27 protein-coding genes are annotated in these 24,231 nt (G+C 52.2%); 4 read left to right on the top strand and 23 right to left on the bottom strand.

The features are described 5' to 3' along the window. Positions 1-2: 2 nt before the first annotated feature. The 5 genes from lpdA to KNP92_RS05240 all read right to left on the bottom strand — a co-directional run bounded on the left by lpdA (position 3) and on the right by KNP92_RS05240 (position 6,290). Positions 3-1,412, bottom strand: coding sequence for a dihydrolipoyl dehydrogenase (lpdA, locus tag KNP92_RS05260; RefSeq protein ID WP_214838267.1), 1,410 nt, complete (start codon positions 1,410-1,412; stop codon positions 3-5). Next, complete coding sequence (gene buk / locus KNP92_RS05255; protein WP_214838264.1) at positions 1,396-2,487, bottom strand: butyrate kinase; 1,092 nt, start codon at positions 2,485-2,487, stop codon at positions 1,396-1,398. The genes lpdA and buk overlap by 17 nt, the downstream gene beginning before the upstream one ends. 1 nt (position 2,488) lies before the next feature. Next, on the bottom strand, positions 2,489-3,610 hold the full coding sequence (locus KNP92_RS05250; protein ID WP_251136398.1) for a Glu/Leu/Phe/Val family dehydrogenase: 1,122 nt from the start codon (positions 3,608-3,610) through the stop codon (positions 2,489-2,491). A 23-nt stretch (positions 3,611-3,633) separates the two neighbouring features. Further along, positions 3,634-4,566, bottom strand: coding sequence for a phosphate butyryltransferase (yqiS, locus tag KNP92_RS05245; protein ID WP_214838261.1), 933 nt, complete (start codon positions 4,564-4,566; stop codon positions 3,634-3,636). Between the two features lie 86 nt (positions 4,567-4,652). Then, the gene (locus tag KNP92_RS05240; protein WP_214838258.1) at positions 4,653-6,290 is read right to left on the bottom strand and encodes a sigma 54-interacting transcriptional regulator; all 1,638 of its coding nucleotides are present in this window, start codon (positions 6,288-6,290) and stop codon (positions 4,653-4,655) included. 131 nt (positions 6,291-6,421) lie between these two features. Between KNP92_RS05240 and KNP92_RS05235 the strand changes: the two genes are divergently transcribed. Beyond that, positions 6,422-6,667 carry a DUF2627 family protein gene (locus KNP92_RS05235; RefSeq protein ID WP_214838243.1) on the top strand — a complete coding sequence of 82 codons (246 nt, stop codon included), beginning with the start codon at positions 6,422-6,424 and terminating at the stop codon, positions 6,665-6,667. 235 nt (positions 6,668-6,902) lie between these two features. Here the strand turns inward: KNP92_RS05235 and KNP92_RS05230 are convergent, their stop codons facing one another. The 16 genes from KNP92_RS05230 to aroQ all read right to left on the bottom strand — a co-directional run bounded on the left by KNP92_RS05230 (position 6,903) and on the right by aroQ (position 20,978). Further along, positions 6,903-7,103, bottom strand: a complete 201-nt coding sequence (locus KNP92_RS05230; protein WP_214838239.1) for a hypothetical protein — start codon at positions 7,101-7,103, stop codon at positions 6,903-6,905. A 187-nt stretch (positions 7,104-7,290) separates the two neighbouring features. Beyond that, complete coding sequence (gene spo0A / locus KNP92_RS05225; RefSeq protein ID WP_214838237.1) at positions 7,291-8,022, bottom strand: sporulation transcription factor Spo0A; 732 nt, start codon at positions 8,020-8,022, stop codon at positions 7,291-7,293. Further along, positions 8,023-9,720: a DNA repair protein RecN gene (gene recN / locus KNP92_RS05220; RefSeq protein WP_214838235.1), complete on the bottom strand. Its 1,698-nt coding sequence runs from the start codon at positions 9,718-9,720 to the stop codon at positions 8,023-8,025. A 13-nt stretch (positions 9,721-9,733) separates the two neighbouring features. Next, complete coding sequence (gene ahrC / locus KNP92_RS05215; protein WP_024371524.1) at positions 9,734-10,183, bottom strand: transcriptional regulator AhrC/ArgR; 450 nt, start codon at positions 10,181-10,183, stop codon at positions 9,734-9,736. A 134-nt stretch (positions 10,184-10,317) separates the two neighbouring features. After that, complete coding sequence (locus KNP92_RS05210; RefSeq protein ID WP_214838232.1) at positions 10,318-11,139, bottom strand: TlyA family RNA methyltransferase; 822 nt, start codon at positions 11,137-11,139, stop codon at positions 10,318-10,320. A 6-nt stretch (positions 11,140-11,145) separates the two neighbouring features. Beyond that, a complete protein-coding gene (gene dxs, locus KNP92_RS05205) occupies positions 11,146-13,038 on the bottom strand; it encodes a 1-deoxy-D-xylulose-5-phosphate synthase (RefSeq protein ID WP_214840217.1) in 1,893 nt (630 codons plus the stop codon). A gap of 120 nt (positions 13,039-13,158) precedes the next feature. Then, the gene (locus KNP92_RS05200; RefSeq protein WP_214838229.1) at positions 13,159-14,028 is read right to left on the bottom strand and encodes a polyprenyl synthetase family protein; all 870 of its coding nucleotides are present in this window, start codon (positions 14,026-14,028) and stop codon (positions 13,159-13,161) included. Then, positions 14,025-14,255: an exodeoxyribonuclease VII small subunit gene (gene xseB, locus KNP92_RS05195; protein WP_214838226.1), complete on the bottom strand. Its 231-nt coding sequence runs from the start codon at positions 14,253-14,255 to the stop codon at positions 14,025-14,027. The genes KNP92_RS05200 and xseB overlap by 4 nt, the downstream gene beginning before the upstream one ends. Further along, a complete protein-coding gene (gene xseA, locus KNP92_RS05190) occupies positions 14,224-15,573 on the bottom strand; it encodes an exodeoxyribonuclease VII large subunit (protein ID WP_214838223.1) in 1,350 nt (449 codons plus the stop codon). The genes xseB and xseA overlap by 32 nt, the downstream gene beginning before the upstream one ends. After that, positions 15,566-16,402 (bottom strand): bifunctional methylenetetrahydrofolate dehydrogenase/methenyltetrahydrofolate cyclohydrolase FolD, encoded by an 837-nt coding sequence (folD, locus tag KNP92_RS05185; RefSeq protein ID WP_214838207.1) that lies wholly within the window; start codon positions 16,400-16,402, stop codon positions 15,566-15,568. The genes xseA and folD overlap by 8 nt, the downstream gene beginning before the upstream one ends. 64 nt (positions 16,403-16,466) lie before the next feature. Further along, positions 16,467-16,850, bottom strand: coding sequence for a transcription antitermination factor NusB (nusB, locus tag KNP92_RS05180; protein WP_214838204.1), 384 nt, complete (start codon positions 16,848-16,850; stop codon positions 16,467-16,469). A gap of 113 nt (positions 16,851-16,963) precedes the next feature. Then, complete coding sequence (gene accC / locus KNP92_RS05175) at positions 16,964-18,307, bottom strand: acetyl-CoA carboxylase biotin carboxylase subunit (protein WP_214838201.1); 1,344 nt, start codon at positions 18,305-18,307, stop codon at positions 16,964-16,966. A gap of 7 nt (positions 18,308-18,314) precedes the next feature. After that, a complete protein-coding gene (gene accB / locus KNP92_RS05170; protein WP_214838198.1) occupies positions 18,315-18,767 on the bottom strand; it encodes an acetyl-CoA carboxylase biotin carboxyl carrier protein in 453 nt (150 codons plus the stop codon). A 114-nt stretch (positions 18,768-18,881) separates the two neighbouring features. Next, a complete protein-coding gene (gene efp, locus KNP92_RS05165; RefSeq protein ID WP_024371514.1) occupies positions 18,882-19,448 on the bottom strand; it encodes an elongation factor P in 567 nt (188 codons plus the stop codon). A gap of 29 nt (positions 19,449-19,477) precedes the next feature. Continuing rightward, positions 19,478-20,545 carry a M24 family metallopeptidase gene (locus tag KNP92_RS05160; RefSeq protein ID WP_312846229.1) on the bottom strand — a complete coding sequence of 356 codons (1,068 nt, stop codon included), beginning with the start codon at positions 20,543-20,545 and terminating at the stop codon, positions 19,478-19,480. After that, positions 20,541-20,978, bottom strand: coding sequence for a type II 3-dehydroquinate dehydratase (gene aroQ, locus KNP92_RS05155; RefSeq protein ID WP_214838192.1), 438 nt, complete (start codon positions 20,976-20,978; stop codon positions 20,541-20,543). The genes KNP92_RS05160 and aroQ overlap by 5 nt, the downstream gene beginning before the upstream one ends. 139 nt (positions 20,979-21,117) lie before the next feature. On the opposite strand from aroQ, the gene KNP92_RS05150 reads away from it, so the two are divergent. After that, positions 21,118-22,059: a DUF1385 domain-containing protein gene (locus tag KNP92_RS05150; RefSeq protein ID WP_214838189.1), complete on the top strand. Its 942-nt coding sequence runs from the start codon at positions 21,118-21,120 to the stop codon at positions 22,057-22,059. Positions 22,060-22,074: 15 nt separating this feature from the next. Further along, positions 22,075-22,485: an SA1362 family protein gene (locus KNP92_RS05145; RefSeq protein WP_214838186.1), complete on the top strand. Its 411-nt coding sequence runs from the start codon at positions 22,075-22,077 to the stop codon at positions 22,483-22,485. A 37-nt stretch (positions 22,486-22,522) separates the two neighbouring features. Here KNP92_RS05145 and hpt read toward each other — a convergent pair whose 3' ends face one another. Together hpt and mntR are read right to left on the bottom strand one after the other, a co-directional pair. Next, positions 22,523-23,050 carry a hypoxanthine phosphoribosyltransferase gene (gene hpt / locus KNP92_RS05140; RefSeq protein WP_214840215.1) on the bottom strand — a complete coding sequence of 176 codons (528 nt, stop codon included), beginning with the start codon at positions 23,048-23,050 and terminating at the stop codon, positions 22,523-22,525. Positions 23,051-23,219: 169 nt separating this feature from the next. Next, positions 23,220-23,651: a transcriptional regulator MntR gene (gene mntR, locus KNP92_RS05135; protein WP_214838184.1), complete on the bottom strand. Its 432-nt coding sequence runs from the start codon at positions 23,649-23,651 to the stop codon at positions 23,220-23,222. 163 nt (positions 23,652-23,814) lie between these two features. Here mntR and KNP92_RS05130 point away from each other — a divergent pair, with 163 nt between their 5' ends. Further along, positions 23,815-24,195: a rhodanese-like domain-containing protein gene (locus KNP92_RS05130; protein ID WP_214838180.1), complete on the top strand. Its 381-nt coding sequence runs from the start codon at positions 23,815-23,817 to the stop codon at positions 24,193-24,195. Positions 24,196-24,231 lie beyond the last annotated feature (36 nt).

Here is a 24,231-nt window from a genome sequence, read left to right as displayed (position 1 = left end):
CCTTAGGCATGAATCGGTAAGCCGTCAACAGCGAGTGCCGCTTCCTGGAACGCCTCGCTCAGTGCCGGGTGCGGATGGACGAGTTGACCCATCTCCCATGCCGTCGCGTTCAAGACGAGGGCGAGACCGCCTTCTGTGATCAATTCGGTCGCTTTCGGTCCGACGATATGGACCCCGAGCAAATCATCCGTCTCTTGGTCGGATACGAGTTTGACGAACCCGTCTGCTTGACCTTCAATGCGCGCTTTCCCGAGTCCATTGAAACGATACGTACCCGTCTTGACGTTCCGCCCAGACGCTTTCGCCGCTTCTTCTGTTAACCCGACCGATGCGACTTCCGGCACGCCATATACACAACGTGGAATCAAATCGTAATCGAGCGGCATCGGTTCATGCCCGAGAATCGTCTCGACCGCCTTGACGCCTTCTGCCGAAGCAACGTGGGCGAGTTGCAATTTCCCGATACAATCCCCAATCGCGAAAATGTGACGTTCTTTCGTGCGATATTGGGCATCGACTTGAATGACACCCTTCTCCACGACGATGGACGTGTTTTGTAATCCGAGGTCCTCGATGTTCGCGACGCGACCGACGGAGACGAGGACACAGTCGACAGTAAGGGACGTATCCCCGACCTTCAAGTCGACGCCGTCTTCTTTGACTGTTGTCTGTTCCGGGTCGACCGTCACATTCTTCTTGACGCGTACACCACGCTTTTTCAACAAACGTTCGACTTCGCGTGACACCGCCTTGTCTTCAAGCGGCAACAAACGATCGCCGACTTCAATCAACGTCACGTCGACGTCTAAATCGATGAGCATCGACGCCCACTCGACACCGATGACACCGCCGCCGACGATGGCGATTGAGCTCGGAAGCGCTTCGAACTGGAGCAAGTCATCCGAATTCAAAATGCGTTCGTGGTCGAACGGTAAACCAGGGAGTTCTCGTGGAATCGATCCTGTCGCGATAATCAATTGATTCGGTAAGATGAGTTCGGACTCACCCGTCTCGTCTTCAATCGCGACCGTCCCCGGTTGCGGGGAGAAGATACTCGGTCCAAGAATCGACGCCTTCCCGTGAAAGACTTCAATCTTCCCTTGCTTCATCAAGTGCTCGATTCCCTTTTCGAGTCCCGCGACCAAATCGCGTTTGAACACCTGGGCCCGTTCGAGGTTGAACGTGACCGGACCTGTCTCAACGCCGTATGTCTCGCCATGTTTGGCCGTTTGATAGACGTGGGCTGCCTTTAGTAGCGCTTTTGTCGGGATGCATCCTCTATGTAGGCATGTCCCCCCGAGTTTAGATGCTTCTACGATTGCGACTCGTTTCCCGGCTTGGGCTGCTTTAATTGCAGCCACATAGCCGCCGGGACCTCCGCCGATGACGACGACTTCAAATTCTCGTGCCATGTGTATCCCCCTCATATTGTCGAACTGCTTCTTCTTGTCGGATGGCTCGAAGCGCCCCTTCAGCGAGCGCCTTCAACTCATCCTCACCTGGATAGACGTGAACGGGCGCGAGATAACCGACCCGTCGCTTAATCGACTCGGTCAACCAATCCGAATACGCAATCCCTCCTGTGAGAATGATGGCATCGACTTGCCCGAAGAGCGTGGCGCCATGTTTGGCGATCTCTTGGGCGACCCGATAAGCCATCGTTTCATAAAGACGGGATGCTTGTTCGTCTCCGGCTGCCATACGCTCTTCGATCTCGATGGCGTCGTACGTGCCAAGGTGAGCATAAAGCCCGCCACGGCCGACAATTTTCTGTTTCATCTCCGATTCTTTATACCTGGTACTATAACATAGTTCTACTACCTGTCCAACAGGAATCGAGCCTGCCCGTTCGGGTGCGAGCGGGCCGTCCCCGTCGAGACCGTTATTCACATCAATCACTTGTCCTTTTGCATGGGCACCGACTGTGATGCCTCCGCCAAGGTGCGCGATAATTAAATTGAGCGATGTGTAATCGCTTCCATTTTCAGCAGCGAAGCGTTTGCCGACTGCTTTTTGGTTCAACGCGTGGAAGATGCTCCGGCGATCGATCTCCGGCATCCCGGTCGGGCGCGCGATTGGTTGTAGCTCATCGACCACGACCGGGTCGACGATAAAGCTTGGTACTTGAAACGCACTGCCAAGTTTATGTGCGATTAAGCCGCCAAGGTTCGACGCATGCATGCCAAAACGTCCGCTAGCGAGGTCTTCCCGCATGAGCGCGTTGACTTCATACGTTCCAGAAGGCATCGGAGCGAGGAGACCGCCGCGACCGACAATCGCAGACAAGTCTTTGACTGCGATGTCGGCCTCGTTCAAAACGGCCTGGACTTCTTGTTCCCGATGCGTGAGCTGGTCCGGAAGTGACAATCTTGTGACGTCTTCACCGTGCCGAACCGTTTTCGTCAAAATCTCCTCTTGGCCGTCAAACAAACCGACTTTCGTCGATGTCGACCCGGGATTGATGGCGAGAATGAGTTGACGGGCCATATTAGCGTCCTCCAAGCAAGCTCTTCTCGACTTTCAAGAACTGGCTACGTGATCGTGACATCATCGCGATTCGTTCTTCTGCCATTTTCTCGGCGGCGACGTGCGTCGGTACACCATCGCGTTCCGCGATTTCGAACACACGCATCATGTTGTCGTAAATGAGCTCGACTTTCTTCATAGCCCGTTCACGGTTGTAGCCTTCGAGTTCGTCGGCGACGTTGATGACGCCACCTGCGTTAATGACGAAGTCAGGGGCATAGAGGATGCCATGCTCTTCTAACACATCCCCATGACGGTCCTCAGCGAGTTGGTTGTTCGCTGCGCCCGCGACAATCTTCGCTTTCAATTGTGGAATCGTCGTGTCATTGATGACCGCTCCGAGGGCACAAGGTGCAAAGATGTCGCATTCGACTGCGTAAATCTCTTCTGGCTTCACGACCGTAGCTCCAAAATCGGTCTCGGCCCGTTTGAGCGCCTCTTCATTGATGTCTGTGACGACCAGGTGAGCGCCTTCTTCATGAAGATGGCGGCACAAGTTGTAGGCGACATTTCCGACACCTTGAACGGCAATCGTCTTCCCGGCGAGCGAATCCGATCCGAACTTCCAGTTGGCCGCAGCCTTCATTCCGCGATAAACGCCGTACGCCGTCACCGGTGATGGGTTGCCACTCGATCCGAACGCTGGGCTGACACCCGTCACATAATCTGTCTCCATATGAATGTAATCCATATCGGCGACTGACGTATTGACGTCCTCGGCCGTGATGTAGCGACCGCTGAGCGACTGGACGTAGCGACCGAACGCACGGAAGAGCGCCTCGGATTTGTCTGTCTTCGCATTTCCGATGATGACGGCTTTTCCGCCGCCGAGGTTCAACCCTGCCGCCGCGTTTTTATACGTCATCCCTTTTGCAAGTCGGAGCACGTCCGTAAGCGCCGCTTCTTCCGACTCATAGTTCCACATCCGAAGTCCGCCTAGCGCAGGTCCTAACGTTGTGTCATGAATCGCAATAATCGCTTTTAAGCCTGACGCTTGGTCTTGGCAGAAGACGATTTGTTCATAGTCTTCAGCCTGCAAAACGTCAAAGATACGAAAACGTGGTTCCATGTTAGTCTCCATCATAAGTAATTCCTCCTAGGAAGTGATTAGTTTTTTGCGTGCAACAATGCGAAAGCGAGCGAGTATAGCTTCGCCTCGGCCGTATCGGCCCGGCTTGTTAAGACGACAGGTGCTGCTGCGCCGACGACGATTGCCGCGACGCTCGCACCGGCGAAATACATGATTGACTTATAAAGGACGTTGCCGACCTCTATGTAAGGTACGAGTAGCAAATCGGCTTGGCCGGCAACATCGCTGTCAATTCCTTTTTGTTTGGCCGCGACCATATCGACGGCATTATCGAGGGCGAGTGGCCCGTCGACGACACACCCTTTAATTTGACCACGTCGATTCATTTGCGTAAGCAAGGCGGCGTCCATCGTCGCCGCCATCTGCGTGTTGACGACCTCGACAGCACCGATTGCAGCCACGCGCGGTAAGTCATAGCCGATATCTCGCATCGCTCCGACCGCATTATGGATAATCTCGACTTTCTCTTCAAGCGTTGGTGCGATATGAATCGCCGCATCGGTCACACCAATCAACTGTTCTCTATTTGGTATTTGAAATAGTGCGACGTGACTGAGCGTCCGATTCGTCCGGAGACCCGCCTCCCGACTGAGTACCGCTTTCATGAACGTCGACGTCGCGACCATGCCTTTCATGAGCACGTCGGCCTCACCGTTTCTGACAGCGAGCGTCGCCCGTTTGGCGATGTCCGCTTCTCCTTTCACATGCAGGATGTCAACCGCATTCTCGGCGATGCCTTCGTCGTCACATAAGCGTTTAATCTCACGCGCATCACCAAATAAAATGAACCGTGACAACCCGTGATCGGTGGCAAGTTTGACCGCCCGAATCACTTCTACGTCAGCTGCGCCGGCAATCGAGACGGTACAGCCGTCCAATTGTTTCGCCTTTGCGAGCATCCGTTCAAAATTCATACATGTCCCCCCTAACGATGCTTCACCAACATACATGCAATTTAGTTTCCAATGTTGAAAGCGCTTTAAACGGTCGTCCACCCTGCATATTATGACATACCACGCATAAAATTGCAGGTAAATTATTGCGTGCGTTCAAGCTTATTATATAATGTTCGAATCGAAATGTGTAAACGGCGCGCGGCTTCGGACTTATTCCCGTCTGCTTCTTCAATCGCCCGCTCAATCAAATCACGTTCATAGCGCGCGACCGATTGTTGAAGCGTCGACGTATCCGTCGCTTTCGTCACGGTGAGGCGCGGGGCGAGTTGAAGATGGTGTGGGGCAATGTATTGGTCGTTGTTCGACATGTAAATCATCGCCCGGCCGAGCACATTTTCAAGTTCCCTGACATTCCCTTTCCAATATTGACTTTTCAACTGCTCGATTGCCTCGATCTCAATCCCGTGCACGCTACGTCCATATTCTTGATTCAACTTCCGGATGATTCGCTCAGCGAGTGGTTCGATTTCTTCCAACCGGTCACGGAGCGGCGGAATATAAATCGGCATCCGGTTAATCCGATAATACAAGTCTTCGCGGAAGGAGCCATCGGCCACTTTGTGTTCGAGGTCAGCATTCGTCGCCGCGATGATGCGGACGTCAATCGGAATCGCGTTTGTCCCCCCGACACGCACGATTTCATGTTCTTGAAGGACACGTAGCAACTTCACTTGCACGTCTAACGGCAACTCGCCAATCTCATCTAAAAAGAGCGAGCCCCCGTCCGCTTCTTCAAAGTAACCGACCTTCCCGCCGCGCTTCGCACCGCTGAACGCGCCATCCTCATAGCCGAACAGCTCACTCTCGAGCAACGTCGGGGAGATGGCGGCACAGTTGACCCGGACAAACTTCTTATACTTCCTCGGCGACTCCCCATGGATGGCGTGGGCGAACAGCTCTTTCCCGGTACCTGACTCTCCGCGAATCAGGACGGTCACCGGTGTGAGTGCGGCGAGCCGCGCCTGCTCGATGACGAAGCGCATCGCCTCGCTCGTAGCGATAATATCGGTGAACTGGTATTTCGCCTCAAGGTTTCGGATTCGTGTCTTCGCTTCTTGCAGTTCGTCCCGAAGCGCACGCAGTTGGGAAACGTCTCGAATGACCCCGACTGAGCCTCGCAGCTTTCCTTCTACGATAATCGGTTCGGCGTTGACGAGGATGTCCCGTCGCGTTGCCCCGATTTGCATCCGAATATCACGGACGCCTTTTCCGGTCGACAACACTTTCAAATGCACGCTCTCCTGCATCCCGATGTCAGCGGTCGCGGGTTTATCGACGACATCCTCTTTCTTGAACCCGGTCAGACGGGTATAGGACGGGTTGATTAAAATCGTGTTGCCATGATGGTCCGCCACGGAAATCGCTTCACTCGTGCAATCGATAATCGCCTCGAGCATCTGTTGATGTTGTTGCAACCGTTCGACGACGACCCGAATGAACTCTCCCGGTAAGACGACCGCCTCTGTAAAGTGCGCCTTCAATTCATGGAACGTCTCGCTTTTCCCCGTCGTCTCGATGACGAAATCTACTTTTTCCTCAGCGCAGTCACGCCAGTCACGCCCGATTTGAATCCCTCGGCTTCGCGCAAGCTTCAATCCCTCGGCTGCCTCATCCGAATCGACGACCGCGATGATGCGGACGAGCGGCGAATCGAGCAACATCTTTAACACTTCCGTACCGCCTTTTCCGGCTCCGACAATGAGTAGTCGTTTCTTCATTGAACCATTCCCCCATTTCTCTACCTGCATTCATGCTACTGAAACCCGACCCGTTTCGCAACTGCCATAAAAAGACCGTGTCGGACTACGGCTTTTCTGTTAAAATAATGAGTGGAAAAGGAGGAGATTTTATGCGAGTCATCGCGCTTCTAATCCTAATCGTCCCCGGTCTGCTCGGTGTGTATGGGATCAAGCTGTTACGTGACAGTTTCTTCTTGATGACGAGCGCCCCATTCTCTTGGATTGATTCGGTCGCGGCCGCTTCGATGCTACAAGGGACGTTCGGATTGTTGATCGCCATAGGCGGAATTGGGTTCGTCGCAGGCTATATCTTCAACCGTGATAAAAAAACTGGAAAAGTGCCGATTGATTCTTAATCATCCGGACACACAAAAAAAGGTTCCCTAACTTGACTTCATTTCAAGTGCGGAACCTTTTTATTCATATTGAATTGTGATCACTACGGATGATCTCCTCTCATTTCATACTGCATTACATGTGACATGATACACCAATGGTCTTCTTAATGAAGAAGTTTGAAAGAAACTAGTAACTGCCGTCTTGCGTGAACGGAAACGTACCCATTCGAGTTACTAACGGTTTTTCATCGGGTCATGTCGAACCATCCATCGTGAAGTCGAACGCTTGCCATAAACTGTTCAACGGTTGACAACACTCCTTTTGGTCAACTGAACGATTTGTTTTACCTGACACGATCCCTAGCTTCGAATCGTATTCAGAACCATCTCGCGAATGAGCGAACGTCGCGACCTCTCGTCGGGACGTGTAAACGGTTTGAGATGTCGTTCCCACCTCTGAGCTATTAACGGATAGCGGTCCGAGATGATTTCTTGCTCTAACCGGTTCCGGCACCGAATAGAAAGCGTTCATCTGACGCTCGTCCAAGTAACTTGGTACACCCTTATTATAACAAGCCGAGACGAAATTGCAAGCGCTTTCTTTCACAAACTAAAAGAAAAACCAGAGTGTCTCTGGCTTCTCATTGTTGCTTCAACGTCTGATACGTCACGAAATACGAAATGAATTCTGAGTTTTTAGGACTCCGTTCCCGCTCCGGTCGTCCATTGAACATCTCATGGTCGCGCATGCCGTTATCCCATGCCGTCTTGATGGCGTGGCGCATGGCGCGTTCGACGCGCGATGACGTCGTCTCATGCTCTTTGGCGACCATCGGATAAAGCTCTTTCGTAATCAGGCCGAGCAACTCTTGGCGTTCGCGCACGTAAATGACCGCCTGACGAAGGTATTTAAATCCTTTGATTCGTGGGGAGATCCCGAGTTGTTGTAACAACAGAGAAATGTCGAGTTCTTCAGGCGACATTGCCTCGAACTCCCGATTCGAGCCCGCGGCCAACTCTCGAATCTTGGCAATCAACTGCTGGATGTTGAACGGCTTGACTAAAAAGTAAGAAGCGCCGAGTTGAACGGCTTGCTTTGTCACTTCGTCTTTCCCGAAGGCGCTCAGCATGATCACTTCTGGTTTCGCTTCGGCCAATTCATCTTGCAGGCGTTCTAATACGCCAATCCCGTCCAAATGCGGCATGATGATATCGAGTAACAATACGTCCGGCTGGTGTGTCTTGACGACGTCTAAGCACGCCTCGCCGTCAAAGGCGGTCCCGACGACCTTCAAGTCGGTCTCGGTCTCCAGTTGGCGGGTCAACAAATCAACGATTTCTCGGTTGTCGTCCGCGATGCATAATGTAATCAATTAAGACACCCCTTCAATGAACTTCCGTTTTAATTGCAAAGACATGTCGAGCAGTTCCTCTACATGTTGTTTCGTCAGCTCCGTCATCTGCGGCCCGGCAATCATTCGTCCAAGCTCGTCAATCCGTTCTTGACGGTCGAGCACGCTCACGTTCGTTTTCGTGCGCTCGTCTGTCTCTGACTTCGTAATATAGAGATGTTGGTCGGCCATGGCAGCAACTTGTGCCAAATGCGTGATACACAATACTTGCGAACCGACCGAGAGGCGGAAAATCTTCTCGCCCATCGCTTGCGCAACTCGTCCTGAGACACCTGTATCCACTTCATCAAAGATAATGGAGGCGACACCGACGGTCCGAGAAAAAATAGATTTCAGCGCGAGCATGACACGCGACAATTCACCCCCCGAGGCGACTTTCGCGAGCGGTTTGAACGGTTCCCCGACATTCGTCATCATGTAAAATTCGACTTGGTCAAGACCGTCCTGTTTAAATGTCCCTTCATTGAACCGAACCTCGAATCGGGTCTTCTCCATGTACAGTTCTTGCAGTTCTCGATGAATCGCTTGTTCGAGTTCGATGGCCGCATCTTTACGGGCTTTGGACAACGTCATCCCTTTTTCACGCACATCGACTTCGAGGCGCTTGAGCTTTTCCGTCAGTTCTTGCAAATGTTCTTCCCGATTCGTCATCGATTTTAACTCATCGGCGACTTTTTCTCCGTAGGCGATCACTTCATCGATTGTGGCGCCATATTTTCGTTTCAGCTGTTGGAACAATGCGAGCCGCGTCTCAATCTCATCGAGGCGGATTGGATCGAACTCAAGGGAGTCAAGCTGGTCCCGAAGTTGGAACTTCGCGTCCTCGAGCAAATAATACGCGTTCGAGATGGTCTCGGCCATCGGCGAAAGCGAGGTCGAAAGTGCCGACGCCTCTTCCATTTCCCGCATCGCGACACCGATTTGGTCGAGCCCGCGTGACTCATCGGCCACCGCCTCATACGAAAGCCGGACGTGCTGATGAATGCGTTCGAAGTTGGCGAGCTCATCCCGTTCTTCTGTGAGTGCCTGTTCTTCCCCGATTTGTAGAGCCGCGGCCTCGATTTCATTCGTCTGAAACGCGAGTAAATCCATCCGTTGCGCCAGTTCCTGTTCGCTCTGGCTGAGCCGTTTCAGTTCGTTCGCGACGTCGTTCCAAGCTTTATACGCTTCACGATACTGTTCAAGAAGCGGTGTCACGTCCCCTTCCGCAAAGCTATCCAAAATGCCGAGATGGTATTCCGCATCCATCAAATGTTGATGTTCGTGTTGCCCATGGATGTCGACGAGCTGTCGGCCGAACTCACGTAGTGTCGAGAGCGGCATCATCTTCCCATTAACACGACAGACGCTCTTGCCGCTACTATGTAAATCACGACGCAAGATGACCGTACCGTCTTCAATTTCAATCCCGTATTGTGACGCCGCCTCAAGAATCGGGTGGCCGGCTTCCACGATGAATAGCCCTTCGATTTCTGCCTTGTCTTGACCGTAGCGGACGAACTCGCTCGAGCCACGTCCCCCAACAAGCAGCCCTATCGCGTCGAGCAAGATTGATTTCCCTGCCCCGGTTTCACCGGTCAGGACCGTCATCCCGCGATTGAAGTCGATATTCAACTCGTCGATGATCGCAAATTGTTTGATCGATAGTTCTGCTAACATACGTTCATTCACCTCATAACATTCCGAGTAATCGTTCGATGATTTGTTTCGCTTGTCGTTCGTCGCGGGCGATCATTAAAATCGTGTCGTCCCCGCAAACCGTCCCAATCAATTCATCCCATGATAAATGGTCAATCAACACGCCAATCGCATCCGCATTCCCCGGCAATACTTTCATGACAACCAGGTTTTGGGCCGAATCGACAGAGACGAAACTGTCCCCGAGGATCCGTTTCATTTTGCCGTACGGATTGAAGCGTTGATCGGCCGGAAGACTATATTTGTACCGACCATCATTGAGCGGTACTTTGACGAGATGAAGTTCTTTAATGTCTCGTGATACCGTCGCCTGCGTCACCGGATAGCCGGCACGATGTAATTCATCCACCAGCTCGTCTTGCGTTTCGACTTCGCGATTCGTGACGATCTCACGGATTTTAATCAAGCGCTGTCCTTTGTTCATACTCGCTGACACCTCATTTTTCGTTTCACATACTCATGTTCATTCTAAAGTATTGTCGAAAAAAGGTCTAGCTTTCGGCGAATGAATTCAAGCGGCTCGCCAACCATTGAAAAAACCTGCAGCAAGGCTACAGGTTACCCATTTTTCTTCAATTGCGCGTGCGCCGCATCGATGACTGCGGATACGTCAATGGCAGGCTCGATTCCACCGACGCCGGTGAGTCGGGCGAATAATAAGAATTCAATATTCCCGTCTCCTCCGGTGATTGGGGAGTAGTCTAACCCTTCGACGTGAAAACCTTCTGAGGCGAAGAAACGAACCATATCCTCGACGACCCGTTCATGAACGGCGCGATCGCGGACGATTCCTTTCTTCCCGACGTCGGCTTTCCCAGCTTCAAACTGTGGTTTGACGAGGGCCATGACGACCCCGTTCGGCTTCAAGATTTGTTTGAGCGGCGGTAACATCAATCGTAGCGAGATGAATGAGACGTCGATCGTCGCAAAGTCCGGGGCATCCTTGAACTGGTCAGCCGTCGCATGACGAAAATTCATTCGTTCCATAACGACGACGCGCTCATCACTCCGGAGCTTCCACGCCAATTGATTGTAGCCGACATCGACGGCATACATTTGTCGCGCCCCGTTCTGAAGGGCACAGTCTGTGAAGCCGCCTGTCGACGAACCGATGTCGAGTCCAATCTTTGCAGTCACGTCAAGCGGAAAGACGTCGAGCGCTTTTTCGAGCTTTAGTCCGCCACGACCGACGTAAGGAAGCACTTGTCCCTTCACGTCAAGCGGGATGTCATCAAATACTTTGTCTCCCGCCTTGTCGAGCCGTTCCGTGCCGCTATAGACGAGGCCCGCCATCACGGCGCGCTTCGCCTTTTCACGCGTCTCCGCTAAACCGCGGTCCACGAGTAATACATCTAATCTTGTTTTCTTTCTCTTTTCCATAGTTCCTCACACATTCTGTCGATTTGTCACTTGAACGAATTGTTGAATCGATTCCGCGATTTGAGCCGGCCGGAGACCGATTTCTTCAAGTAGTTGGTTTACGCCGCCGTGCTCGATGTAACGGTCCGGGATGCCGAGCCGCAACACACGTGGGAACTGTCTCGCATCGCTCGCATGCTCAAGCACGCTGCTACCGAAACCACCGGCGAGCGCCGCTTCTTCAAGTGTGACGAGCGGGATGCCTTCCTCATAAAGCGATGTGAGCATCACGTCGTCGAGCGGCTTGATCGTTCGACAGTTGATAACACGAACGCTCAACGTGCCGGCCAGTCGTTCACGAACTTCTAGGGCATCTTGTACTTGCGGACCGAACGTCAACAGTGCAACATCCGTTCCTTCCGCCTCAACTTCCCATACGTCGAGCGGAATTTCGTTCAACGACTCACTCATCGGTACACCGATTCCTTCTCCACGCGGGAAGCGAATCGCGATTGGACCGTCGTCATAACGAAGGGCCGAATAAACAAGTTGTTGCAACTCTTCTTCATCTTTCGCCATGAGAATCCGAATGTTCGGTACGTGGCGCATAAAGGCGATGTCAAACACACCTTGGTGCGTTTCCCCATCGGCACCAACAAGCCCTGAGCGGTCAATCGTGAACACGACGTTCAAGTTTTGACGACAGATGTCGTGGACGAGTTGATCGTAGGCGCGCTGGAAAAACGTCGAATAAATCGAGACGACCGGTTTCAACCCTTGGGTGGCCTGACCGCCAGCGAGTGTGACGGCATGCTGTTCAGCAATCCCGACGTCAAACATGCGCTCTGGAAACTTCTTCGAGAAACAATCGAGCTTCGATCCGACACTCATCGCCGGCGTGATCAATGTCACGCGATCGTCGGTCTCAGCGACTTTAGTCACCGTCTCCGCGACGACTTTCGAATAGCTCGGACCTTTCACTTTGCCTTTAATCACTTCACCGGACTCAATCTTGTAGGGTCCGAGTCCGTGCCATGTCCCGACGCCGTCAAGTTCGGCTGGACGGTAGCCTTTGCCTTTTTTCGTGATGACGTGGACGATGACGGGCCCGTCAATTTTCTTCGCATATTCGAGCGTTTCGAGTAAATCTTTCAAGTCGTGTCCGTCGGCCGGTCCAAAGTAAGTGAATCCGAGCTCTTCAAAGAACGTTCCTGGAATAAGCGCCGATTTCAACATGTCTTTGACACGTTCCCCGCTCCGTTCTAACGGTCCCCCAACGATTGGGATTTGCTTGATGAGCGACTCCACTTCTTCGCGTGCATGTTTGAGCTTACGCGACGACCGCATCCGACCGAGCATATTGTGCATCGCCCCGACGTTTGGTGCGATCGACATTTCATTGTCGTTCAAAATAACAATCACATTTTGTTTCTCCGCACCGATATGGTTGAGCGCCTCTAGCGCCATCCCCCCAGTGAGTGCCCCGTCTCCGATGATCGCAATCGCCCGGTCTTCAGATCGTCCTTTCAACTCGTTGGCGATAGCAATCCCCATGGCCGCCGAAAGCGAAGTCGAACTATGCCCGGTTTCCCAGACGTCATGGTCACTTTCACACCGTTTCGGGAAGCCGCATAAACCGTTGTATTGACGAAGCGTATCGAACTGTTTCGTCCGTCCTGTCAAGATTTTATGCACGTAGGCTTGGTGCCCTACGTCCCAAACGAGCTGGTCTTTCGGACTGTCGAATACACGGTGTAGGGCAAGCGTCAATTCAACAACACCCAAGTTCGGCGCCAAATGCCCTCCCGTTTCTGCCAATTTTTCAATCAAGAACCGTCGAATGTCGGCGCCGAGCGCTTCCATTTCCGGTACCGACATTCGTTTTAGGAATGACGGGTCTTGAATGGATGTCAAGTCCATGATGACCATCCTTTCTCCTCTTATTACTGATTCGTACCTTACATTTTACAAGAATGTGTCCAAGGATGCCATACATTCACAAAAACAAAGGTGACACGATGTGCTATCGTGTCACCACTGTCAATGATTCCGTTTAACGATAAAGTCGAGCATCGCCTGTAAGAGCGGCGCCTCAACCGAGAGCGAACTCAGTTCCGACTCGGCCCATTCGACCTCTCTCGAGAGTGCGTGTTTCGCCCCTTCAAGACCGAGCAGCTTTGGATACGTCGTCTTGTCGTTCTGTTCATCCGACCCGACTCGTTTTCCGATGACAGCCTCATCGCCTTCGACGTCTAAAATATCATCTTGGATTTGGAACGCAATTCCGAGATGTCGACCGAACGCCTTCAATGCCGCGCGGTCAGCTGGTGTGACGTCGGCTAAGATGGCACCCGCCTCGAGCGCATAGACGAGTAGCGCGCCCGTCTTCCGTTCATGAATCGATTGTAACGTCTCAAGCGAAACATCGGCGCGCTTCTCAGCGAGCATGTCATCAAGCTGTCCGCCGACCATCCCGCGGCTACCGGCCGCACTACTGAACAAGGCGATCAATTCGACCACTTTATGCGCTTCAAGTTTCGTTTCGGCGAGGATTCGAAATGCGTCGGTCAATAAGGCATCACCGGCTAAAATCGCCGTCGCCTCATCGAACTGTCGATGGTTCGTCGGACGCCCCCGACGGACGTCGTCATCGTCCATTGCCGGCAAATCGTCATGGATGAGGGAGTATGTATGAACCATTTCGAGTGCGGCGGCCACTTCCGCGCCACGCGCAAGCGGACAGTCATACGTCTCCAAAACCGCATAGACAAGGGCTGGGCGAATCCGCTTCCCGCCCGCCTCGAGCGAATACATCATCGCATCGTGAAGTCGGTTCGGTATTGCGTCGCGTTCATTGAACACCTCGAGCGACCGCTCGACTTCATGCTTCCAGGATTGTAACGAATTCATGCCGGGCCGCCTTTCTCACGGAGCGTCCCGTCGAGTTCGAGAATCTCGTCCATCTTCTTCTCGGCAGCGGCAAGTTTCGCCTGGCAGAAGGCAGACAGGCGCACGCCTTCCTCGTAGAGCGTCATCGCCTCTTCAAGCGCGACCTCTCCTGCTTCAAGCTTCGCCACAATCTCTTCTAGACGGGCTAACGCCGTCTCAAACGTCTGATCTTCTTGTTTCTTCGCCATCATGTCTCTCCTTCACTTCCGCGACGGCGTGACCATCTCGAAATTGGATCGTCACAAGACCGTCATGTAGTTGTTTGACATCTTTTACGTAAGAACCGCCTTGTTCGACGAGCGTATAACCTCGTGCCAAGACAGCGAGCGGGCTGACGGATGCGAGTCTTCCTGCTAAGCGCACGAACTGGTCAGTCGGACGCTCGAGAGGCTGGAGTCGCGCGAGCCGCTCATCAAATTGACCGAAGCGGTCTTGTTGCGTCCGAAACACGTGTTGCAAGTTGCGGACATCTAAACGTTGACTCGAACGGACGAGTTGATGCCGAGCCGACGTCACGTGTTTCACGACCCCTTGCTCGAGACGGATCTCCGCTTGCGAAAAACGTTCCCGTTTTTGAAGAATCGTATATCGCGGAGACTTCAGCCCATAACTTTGTTGCATGCGTTCCACGCGTTCACGGAACGATGCTACTTGCATCGTGACGACACGATGGAGCTGAACACTGAGTCGTTCCACATCTTTTCGCTGTGCCTCAATTGTCGCCGTCGCGAGCTCTGCTGCGGCCGTAGGCGTCGCTGCTCGGACGTCCGCTACGAAATCAGCTAACGTGAAGTCCGTCTCATGGCCAACCGCGGAGATGATCGGGATGTCGGATGCAACGATTGCCTCAACGACCTCATCTTCATTGAACGCCCACAACTCCTCAATCGAGCCACCGCCGCGACCGACAATCAAGACGTCGCAATCCGTCCGCTCATTCATCCACCGAATCGCGTTCGCCACTTGTGGGGCCGACGTCGCACCTTGGACAGCGACCGGAGCGAACGTGATCGCCACGTGTGGTGCCCGACGTCTGAGCGTCGTCGCGATATCATGTAGCGCCGCCCCTTTTGGCGACGTCACGATGCCGATTCGCTCTGGGAAAAGAGGGAGGGGACGCTTCCGGTCGTCATTGAACCAGCCTTTTGCCTCGAGTTCGCGTTTTCTCGCCTCAAAGCGTTCATACAGTTGGCCCACTCCGTCTTGGCGCATCAATTCGACGTATAACTGGACGTCGCCGGTCGACTCGTACATCGTCACACGTGCGACGACGATGACGTTCATCCCGTCCGTCGGGTCGAACGTGAGCATGTTCGCATCCCGGGCGAACATGACCGCCTTCATACGCGACGACTCGTCTTTTAACGTGAAATAGCAATGACCTGAGGCGTAGCGTTTAAAGTTCGAGATTTCACCGATGACGGCGACGTGTTGCAATACCGGGTCCCCGTCGAGTTGACGTTTCACATAACGGACGACTTCGGATACGGGGAGTGGATTAGCCACGAGACGCGACCTCGACGGTGTTGTGCATGAGCATCGTAATCGTCATCGGGCCGACACCACCAGGTACAGGTGTGATGGCACTAGCGACGTCTTTGACGTGTTCATAGTCCACGTCCCCGACGAGACGGTTCTCGACACGGTTGACCCCGACATCGATGACGACAGCTCCCGGTTTCACCATCTCTTTCGTGACGAGCCCGGCTCGACCGACGGCAACAATCAATATGTCCGCTTGACGCGTCATCGCAGGGAGGTCTTTCGTCTTCGAATGACAGTATGTCACCGTCGCCGACTCGTTCAAGAACAACATCCCGACCGGCTTGCCAACGATTTGACTCCGGCCGATGACGACGACGTGTTTGCCGACGAGGTCCGTCTGCATTTTCGCGAGATGGAGAATCCCGTGCGGCGTGCACGGAAGCAACGTCTCGAGCCCGAGCATCATCTTGCCCACGTTTTCCGGATGGAAGCCGTCGACATCTTTGTCTGGTGAGATGCGCATGATGACACGATTTTCATCAATATGTGCCGGAAGGGGCAGTTGCACGAGAATCCCGTGCAAATCCGCATCGGCATTCATCGAATCAATCAGTTCGAGCAATTCTCGCTCTGAAATGGATGCATCGAATCGAAGTACTTGCGAGTCAATCCCAATCTCGGCCGCTGCGCGCTCTTTTCCACGTACATAACTATGACTCGCCGGGTCGTCCCCGATGAGTATGACTTTCAGTTTCGGCACGATGCCTCGTTCGCGAAGCGCCGAAACGCGTTCTGTTAACGTCTCCCGATATGATGTTGCGATTTGTTTCCCGTCGATCACTACTGCCATCTCTCTCATCCCCCGTTATGTTAGGTTTCTCTGTAGTTGGTGTGGTGTCTTCTCTTTATTTACGTTACGCTTTAATGATGTTGCCGAGCACGCCGTTCACGAGCTTCGATGCTTCCTCGTCCGAAAACGATTTGGCGAGTTCGACCGCCTCATTGATTGTGACACTTTCCGGAATCGTCTCGACGTATAGCAACTCGTACGCAGCCATGCGGAGAATCGTCCGCTCAACGTTTCCGAGTCGATCAAGTCGCCAATTCTTCAAGTTCTCAACGAGTAATGCGTCGATTTCTTCTTGTTTCTCGAGCGTCTCTGTGACAAGTTGCTCATAAAACGGGTCAGACTCTGTCCCGTCGAGTGCGAACTCAATCGCATCTTCTACCTCAAGTTTCGATACTTCAATTTGAAAAAGCGTTTGAATCGCTTTTTCGCGTGCTTCGTGACGTTTCATTCAGATACTCTCCTTTTGCTTGCTTTCATTGAGTTAGTTTAGCATAAAGCACTCATAAATTCAGTACAAAAAACAAGGAAGCCCGAAATAATGTTCGGGCTTCCTGAAGATCGTCATTTCGATAGCGTCATTTCTTTTTCGACGAATTTTGTATCGAATGAACCATTTTTGAATCGTTCGTGCGCCATCACCTGCTGATGGAACGGAATCGTCGTATGGATGCCCGCTACCGTAAATTCATCGAGGGCACGAAGCATTTTTGCAATCGCCTCATCGCGCGTCGGCGCGTGGACGATGAGCTTCGCCACCATCGAATCGTAAAATGGCGGGATGACCGCTCCGGCATAGAGTCCACTGTCCACTCGAACGCCCATGCCTCCCGGGATGATGTACTGATCAATCTTCCCAGCCATCGGACGGAAGTCTGAGAACGGGTCCTCGGCGTTGATTCGACACTCAATCGAGTGGCCAGAGAAGACGATGTCTTCTTGAGTGATCGCGAGCGGATGGCCGAGAGCCACTTCGAGTTGAGCTTGGACGAGGTCAAAACCGGTGATCATCTCGGTCACCGGATGCTCGACTTGAATCCGCGTATTCATTTCCATGAAGTAAAACTCGTTCACTTCCGGGACGTAAATGAACTCGATCGTCCCGGCACCCGAATAGCGGATTGCCTTCGCCGCTTTAACGGCCGCATCGCCCATCGCACGTCTTGTCGCTTCGTCAATCGCTGGAGACGGTGCTTCCTCGACTAATTTTTGCATCCGACGTTGAATCGTGCAATCGCGTTCCCCGAGATGGATGACGTTGCCATACTGGTCGGCGAGCACCTGGACTTCGACGTGGCGGAACGACTCGATATACTTCTCTAAATAGACGTCCCCGTTCCCGAACGCCTGCTTCGCTTCTTTACGCGTCGCGCTAAGTCCTTTAATGAGTTCCGGCTCATCGAAGGCAACACGAATGCCGCGTCCGCCACCACCGGCCGTCGCTTTGATGATGACCGGATAGCCGATTTCGCGGGCGAGCTCGATGGCTTCCTCGTCGGTGACGACGCCACTTGAACCTGGGACGACCGGAACGCCCGACTCAATCATCGTGCGCTTCGCCTCATCCTTGATTCCCATCTTTCGAATCGCATAGCTACTCGGTCCGACGAACTGGATGCCACACGCCTCGCTCATCTCCGCAAACTCAGCATTTTCGGCCAAGAAGCCGTATCCTGGATGAATCATCGTCGCGTCGACTGCACAAGCGACCGAAAGAATATTCGGGATGTTTAAATACGAATCTTTTGATGCGTTCGGTCCGATACAATACGCCTCATCCGCGAGTTTGACATGGAGCGCTTCCCGGTCGGCCTCAGAAAAGACGGCGACGGTCGGGATATTCAGCTCTTTCGCTGCCCGAATAATTCGGACGGCGATTTCACCACGGTTTGCAATGAGTAATTTCATAACGACCTCACTTCACGCTGAAGAGCGCTTGACCGTATTCGACCAAATCACCATCGGCCACGAGCACTTCGACGATTTCGCCACTGATTTCCGCTTCGACGTCATTGAACAACTTCATCGCTTCGAGAATACAGACGACTTGTCCCGTCTCGACACGTTCGCCTACATTCACAAACGCGTCTTTATCAGGTGCCGGACGTGAATAGAACGTACCGACCATCGGGGATGTGATCGTTTTATATGTCGGTGCGGCTTCGACCGCCACCTCTTTATTCGGTTCACTCGATGCGACCGGTGCCGCTACTGGAGCAACGGGCGCAGCCTGTACAGCCTGTGTGACGACTTGCGGGGCCGCCTCTTTTTTTAATGACAATTTAAAGTCAGACGTCTCGAGTTCCATCTCGTGGATTGACGTTTGATCGAGCAATTCCATCAGCTCTTTAATATGATCGATTTGCATGAATATACCCCCTATTTATACCTGGTACTAAACTCTACTCTACTATAACTGGTCAGACCAGTGAATGCAATGACAAAAAAGCGGGTCCATTCCGAAGAATAGACCCACTTCATTTTACCCGTTATAACGGCCTGTGAACTCGCCTGTTCGTGTATCGACCGTGACTTTTTCACCTGGCTCGATGAAGAGTGGCACTTGGATGATGTGGCCCGTCTCGACCGTCGCGTTTTTCTTCACGTTCGACGCCGTGTCCCCTTTGACGCCTGGGTCAGCCTCTACAATCGTCAAGACGACCGTCGTCGGAAGTTCGATTCCAAGAATCTCGCCGTTGTAGTCCGCGATGCTCACTTCCATATTCTCAAGCATATATGGGAGCGCTGCTTTCACTTGCTCGCTCGTGAGTTCAAGTTGCTCGTAAGACTCGTTATCCATGAAGACATACGTGTCGCCCATCGGATAGAGGTATTGCATGCGTTTCCGTTCGATGTGCGCGCGTTCAATCCGCTCGCCGCCACGGAATGTCGTCTCTTGAATTGCGCCTGTGCGCAAGTTACGCATCTTCGTGCGGACGAAAGCAGCGCCTTTACCTGGTTTGACGTGTTGGAATTCGATGACTTGCCAAATCGAACCGTCTGACGTTTTGACCGTTAAGCCTGTTTTTAAATCGTTTACTGATACCATGTTAAGTTCCTCCTAATGTCAAATGAAGCTTACGCTTCGATGGTGATTAATTCTTTTGGCGATTGCGTGAGGCGAACACATCCGTCCTCGGTGATCACGACATCGTCCTCGATGCGACAACCGCCGACACCGGCGATATAAATGCCCGGCTCAATCGTGACGACCATACCCGGTTCGAGAATCGTCTCAGAACGGAACGACAGTCCTGGCGCCTCGTGTACTTCCATCCCGAGTCCATGCCCAGTCGAGTGGCCGAAATATTCACCGTATCCAGCATCTTTGATGACGTCACGCGTCAACGCGTCCGCCTCGATTCCCGAAATCCCCGCTTTCGTCCCGGCTACGCCTGCGAGCTGTGCCTCGAGCACCGTATCGTATATGTTACGCAGTTCGTCTGAGATGGCGCCAACTGCGAGTGTCCGAGTGATGTCCGAGCAGTACCCTTTATAATAGGCACCGAAATCGAGTGTGACGAGTTCTCCCGACTCGATCACCTTATCACTCGCCACACCGTGCGGGAGTGCCGACCGCCAGCCTGAAGCGACAATCATATCAAACGACGAGGAGTCGGCGCCTTGACCGCGCATAAACATCTCAAGTTCGTTCGCGACTTCTTTTTCTGTGCGACCCGGACGAATGAACGTTTGGATATGCTCGAAAGCCGAATCCGCAATCGCCGCAGCTTCCTTCATTATCTTAAGCTCTGACTCATCCTTAATCAAGCGTAGCTTTTCCACGATTCCTGACGTCTCGACGAGCGTTGCCGTCACTTCCTTTTCATACGTACGATACGTACCGACCGTCATGTCGTCCTGCTCAATCCCAAGGCGTTGCAGAGATTCGCCACTAACAATTTCCGCGACCGATTTAACGAGCGACGTTTTGAGTTCGACAATCGAATAGCCTTTCACTTGGCTCGCCGCTTGCTCTGTATACCGGAAATCGGTAATAAAACTTGCCGATGCCGGCGTAATCAAGATGACACCACTTGAACCGGTAAATCCAGACAAGTAACGAATATTCTCGCGTTTCGTCACGAGGAGTCCGTCGATTCCGTTTGTAGCTAATGTCTGTTGTAACTTATTGACGCGTTCAATCATGTCGATTCCTCCAATGTTCGATTAATGCGTGCAACGCGAGCGTATAACTCGTCAAGCCGAATCCGCTGATGACACCGAGACAAACAGCGGCAAGTTTCGATTCATGCCGGAACGACTCACGCGCATGCACGTTCGAGATATGTACTTCGACGACAGGGGCAGAAATGGCCGCGATGGCATCACGGAGTGCGATGGACGTATGCGTATAGGCTCCGGCATTAAAAATGATTCCCTCATAATCGAACGCTTCATGCAACGCATCGAGCAATGCGCCTTCATGGTTCGATTGGACGAATGTCAGCTCCACATCGTCCGGTGCAGCGAGCATCAGTTCACTCGCAAGTCCTTTCAACGACACGTCACCGTACACGTCCGGCTCTCGTCTCCCTAGCAAATTCAAGTTCGGCCCGTTCAACACAAGAATACGCACCCCTCATTCCCCCTTCGTCAAGTCGCTTCTATTGTATCAAATTTACACAGTGTGCGTGAATCGAGTCACCTAAGGTTTCGTTTTTCTACCGAATCACGGTATAATTCAACTATACTACTGCTAGAATCGAGGAAACTGTATGACAACTAAACCATCCATCCCTGTCGGCGGGCAAGCACTCGTTGAAGGCGTGATGTTTCAAGGACGGAGCGAGAGCGCTTCGGCGATTCGACGGAAAGACGGGTCGGTCGAGACGTTCAGTCAACCTCGTATCCTCGTGCCTTGGGTCCAATCTCTGAAGAAAGTACCCTTTTTGCGCGGCATCGTGGCGTTATATGAATCGTTAAAGAACGGCTCCGCCCATATGACGTTCGCGAGTGATCGGTACGATGTCGACCCGAGCGAAGATGCAGTCGAAAAACCTGAAAAAAAACAAAACATCTTTATGGTGCTCATGATCGCCATCGTCGGCGTCATTTCGTACATTTTCGGGAAGCTCATCTTCAACGTCACCCCGGCACTTTTAGCCGCCATGTTCCAAAGCGTGCCGGCATTGTCCGGTCATGTGATTCAAAACCTCCTCGAAGGGGGAATAAAATTAATATTACTGCTCAGCTATTTGTATTTGATTTCGTTGACCCCGCTCATCAAGCGTGTGTTCCAATATCACGGCGCCGAGCATAAAGTCATTAATTGTTACGAGTCTGGCCGACCAATTACGGTGGAAAACGTCCGCACGAGCTCACGATTACACTATCGTTGCGGTTCAAGTTTCATCTTGTTCACCGTATTCGTCGGTATCGGTGTTTATATGATCGTCCCAATCGATCCGCTCTGGGTCCGACTCGTCAGTCGCATCGCACTGTTGCCGGTCGTCATCGGCATCTCATTTGAAGTTCTTCAATTCACGAACCGTTTTCGCGAACATCGCTATTTATCTGTTCTCGGCAAGCCTGGGCTGTCGCTTCAGTTATTGACGACACGGGAGCCGAACGATGAACAGATTCAAGTCGCCATTGAGGCGTTCGAAACGTGGGAACGCGCCGAAACCATTCAACCGTCCGTTAAGAGAGAGGGTTAAAGAGGAGGAAACGCCATGATCAGACAAAGAATCGGCTCGACCGCGGCGACCATCGTATTTATTTTGGGTTTCATCGGTGTCGGGCATATGCTCGCGACCGATCCCGGTCGTTTGTTCAGACAGTTGCTTTTCATTGGGATTTTCGGGTTAATCTTTTATGTGATTTACCGAGTGTTCATGGCGCCTAAAATCTCTGCTGAAGACATGCGTTACCGGAAGACGGCGCAAGCCTCGAAAAAACGGATGCAACGTCCGAACAGCCCACAAGTTAAACCATCCGCGGCCGCGAAGAAAAAAGCGAAACAAAAGCCCGGTTCGAACGTGACGAAACTGTCGAAACGGACTGCCTTGAATCGGACGGATCGACCGACGCTTACCGTCATCGAAGGAAAAAAAGGCAAGAAGAAGAAAAAAGCGAATATGTAAAACAGGAGGGACACATCACCGTGTCACCTCCTGTTTTTTATTCTGTCTCCACAAAACCGATATACGGTAAGTTGCGATATTGTTCGGCGTAGTCAATCCCGTAGCCAATCACAAACTCGTCCGGAATCTCAAACCCGACATAGTCCGCGTCAAGTTTGACGAGTCGACGGGCCGGTTTATCGAGAAGCGTACAAATTTTCAACTCGCCCGGTTGATGCAGCGTCATATGCTGGCACAAAAATTTGAGCGTCTGCCCCGTATCGATAATATCTTCGATGATGACGACATATTTGCCTTCCACATCCAAGTCAAGATCTTTTCGTAATTGGACGTTGCCGCTTGATACCGTTTTTTTGCCGTAGGAAGAGGCCGCGACCGTGTCGAGTTGGACGCTCCCGTTCATCTCCCGCATCAAATCGGCCGCAAACACCATCGACCCTTTCAAGACGGCGACGAGGACGATTGGCGTCCCCGCGGCATCCCGCTCAATCTGCTCCGCGAGCTCTCTCACACGATGCTTAATTTGGTTTTCGTCAAACAGTTTTCCTTTAATTTGAATATCCATCCCGTCGGCGCATGACACGCCGTCACCCCCTATTCATTCGATCCAGCCCTCATTCTAACATAGAATCATCGAAAAACTATACATTATTCTTTCCAATGTTTTTAATGTTCGGTTTTAATAGAATTTCATCTTAAAAGAAGGCACCGGTGCGACGACCGATGCCTGACTTTCACGATTCATCTTGTGTGCGACGCTGTTGTTGGAACTCATGAAACTGCTCCATCAGTTCAGGTTTATCCTCGAAAAACTCGACAAATCCTGTCATGCAGTCAAGTGTATCCGAGCTCAAATGATGCTCGATGCCTTCCACGTCTTCGTAGACGTGCGCTTCGTCCGCTCCGATAAGCCGGAGAAACGACTCCAACATCGTATGACGCTCGACTAGCCGCTTCCCAATCTTTTGACCTTTGTTCGTCAACATGAGGCCACGATACTTTTCGTATACCAAATAGCCTTCCCGATCAAGCTTTTGGACCATCTTTGTGACTGAGGAAGGGTGTACCCCTAAATGTTCCGCGATGTCGGATACTCGGGCATACCCTTTCTCCTCCATCAATAAATAGATTCGTTCTAAATAATCTTCCATACTCGGTGTCGGCATGGGCGTAGCCTCCCCTTCAGTTCCATTCTCCAATCTCTATTTTAGCGTAACAACTAGCAAACCGGAAGCTTGAGGCGGAAATCGGTCAGTCCATCATTGTCTCATGACCTTATCTTCTTTATAATGAATGGTGGTAACTTAAGTTGAGAAAGGAAGAACAGCAATGGGAATCGAAACAATCCTCGTCATCATCCTATGGGGTGCACTCATCGCATACATCGTCTGGCGCTTCATGCCAGCGCGCGGTTTGAAAAAGATGAAGCAAGAAGAATTCCGGGCCTCGCTCCGAAAAGGGCAATTGATTGACGTCCGCGAACCGAACGAATATAAAGGCGGTCATATTATCGGCGCGCGAAACATCCCGGTCGGTCAGATGAAGCTACGGATGAAAGAGCTTCGCAAAGACCAACCCGTCCTCATGTACTGCCAAGGGAAATCGCGCTCAAATCAAGCGGCGAAGCTCTTGTTGAAGAACGGGTTCACGGACGTCTATATGCTCGAAGGCGGCTTCAAGAACTGGAAGGGCAAAATTAAAAAAGATTAACCGACTGTACCGATTCTCAACTTAGAGAATCGGTCT

The organism is Exiguobacterium sp. s122, from assembly GCF_018618475.1.
GTDB lineage: Bacteria > Bacillota > Bacilli > Exiguobacteriales > Exiguobacteriaceae > Exiguobacterium > Exiguobacterium himgiriensis.
Note: the sequence above shows the minus strand (reverse complement) of the source record. Positions and strands in the feature narration are given on the sequence as shown.

Excerpts from the sequence above, each read along its gene's own strand:
- lpdA (WP_214838267.1), bottom strand. The coding sequence starts at position 1,412 with ATGGCACGAGAATTTGAAGTCGTCGTCATCGGCGGAGGTCCCGGCGGC.
- buk (WP_214838264.1), bottom strand. The coding sequence starts at position 2,487 with ATGGCCCGTCAACTCATTCTCGCCATCAATCCCGGGTCGACATCGACG.
- KNP92_RS05250 (WP_251136398.1), bottom strand. The coding sequence starts at position 3,610 with ATGATGGAGACTAACATGGAACCACGTTTTCGTATCTTTGACGTTTTG.
- yqiS (WP_214838261.1), bottom strand. The coding sequence starts at position 4,566 with ATGTATGTTGGTGAAGCATCGTTAGGGGGGACATGTATGAATTTTGAA.
- KNP92_RS05240 (WP_214838258.1), bottom strand. The coding sequence starts at position 6,290 with ATGAAGAAACGACTACTCATTGTCGGAGCCGGAAAAGGCGGTACGGAA.
- KNP92_RS05235 (WP_214838243.1), top strand. The coding sequence starts at position 6,422 with ATGCGAGTCATCGCGCTTCTAATCCTAATCGTCCCCGGTCTGCTCGGT.
- recN (WP_214838235.1), bottom strand. The coding sequence starts at position 9,720 with ATGTTAGCAGAACTATCGATCAAACAATTTGCGATCATCGACGAGTTG.
- ahrC (WP_024371524.1), bottom strand. The coding sequence starts at position 10,183 with ATGAACAAAGGACAGCGCTTGATTAAAATCCGTGAGATCGTCACGAAT.
- KNP92_RS05210 (WP_214838232.1), bottom strand. The coding sequence starts at position 11,139 with ATGGAAAAGAGAAAGAAAACAAGATTAGATGTATTACTCGTGGACCGC.
- dxs (WP_214840217.1), bottom strand. The coding sequence starts at position 13,038 with ATGGACTTGACATCCATTCAAGACCCGTCATTCCTAAAACGAATGTCG.
- KNP92_RS05200 (WP_214838229.1), bottom strand. The coding sequence starts at position 14,028 with ATGAATTCGTTACAATCCTGGAAGCATGAAGTCGAGCGGTCGCTCGAG.
- xseB (WP_214838226.1), bottom strand. The coding sequence starts at position 14,255 with ATGGCGAAGAAACAAGAAGATCAGACGTTTGAGACGGCGTTAGCCCGT.
- folD (WP_214838207.1), bottom strand. The coding sequence starts at position 16,402 with ATGGCAGTAGTGATCGACGGGAAACAAATCGCAACATCATATCGGGAG.
- nusB (WP_214838204.1), bottom strand. The coding sequence starts at position 16,850 with ATGAAACGTCACGAAGCACGCGAAAAAGCGATTCAAACGCTTTTTCAA.
- accC (WP_214838201.1), bottom strand. The coding sequence starts at position 18,307 with ATGAAATTACTCATTGCAAACCGTGGTGAAATCGCCGTCCGAATTATT.
- accB (WP_214838198.1), bottom strand. The coding sequence starts at position 18,767 with ATGCAAATCGATCATATTAAAGAGCTGATGGAATTGCTCGATCAAACG.
- efp (WP_024371514.1), bottom strand. The coding sequence starts at position 19,448 with ATGGTATCAGTAAACGATTTAAAAACAGGCTTAACGGTCAAAACGTCA.
- KNP92_RS05150 (WP_214838189.1), top strand. The coding sequence starts at position 21,118 with ATGACAACTAAACCATCCATCCCTGTCGGCGGGCAAGCACTCGTTGAA.
- KNP92_RS05145 (WP_214838186.1), top strand. The coding sequence starts at position 22,075 with ATGATCAGACAAAGAATCGGCTCGACCGCGGCGACCATCGTATTTATT.
- hpt (WP_214840215.1), bottom strand. The coding sequence starts at position 23,050 with ATGGATATTCAAATTAAAGGAAAACTGTTTGACGAAAACCAAATTAAG.
- mntR (WP_214838184.1), bottom strand. The coding sequence starts at position 23,651 with ATGCCGACACCGAGTATGGAAGATTATTTAGAACGAATCTATTTATTG.
- KNP92_RS05130 (WP_214838180.1), top strand. The coding sequence starts at position 23,815 with ATGGGAATCGAAACAATCCTCGTCATCATCCTATGGGGTGCACTCATC.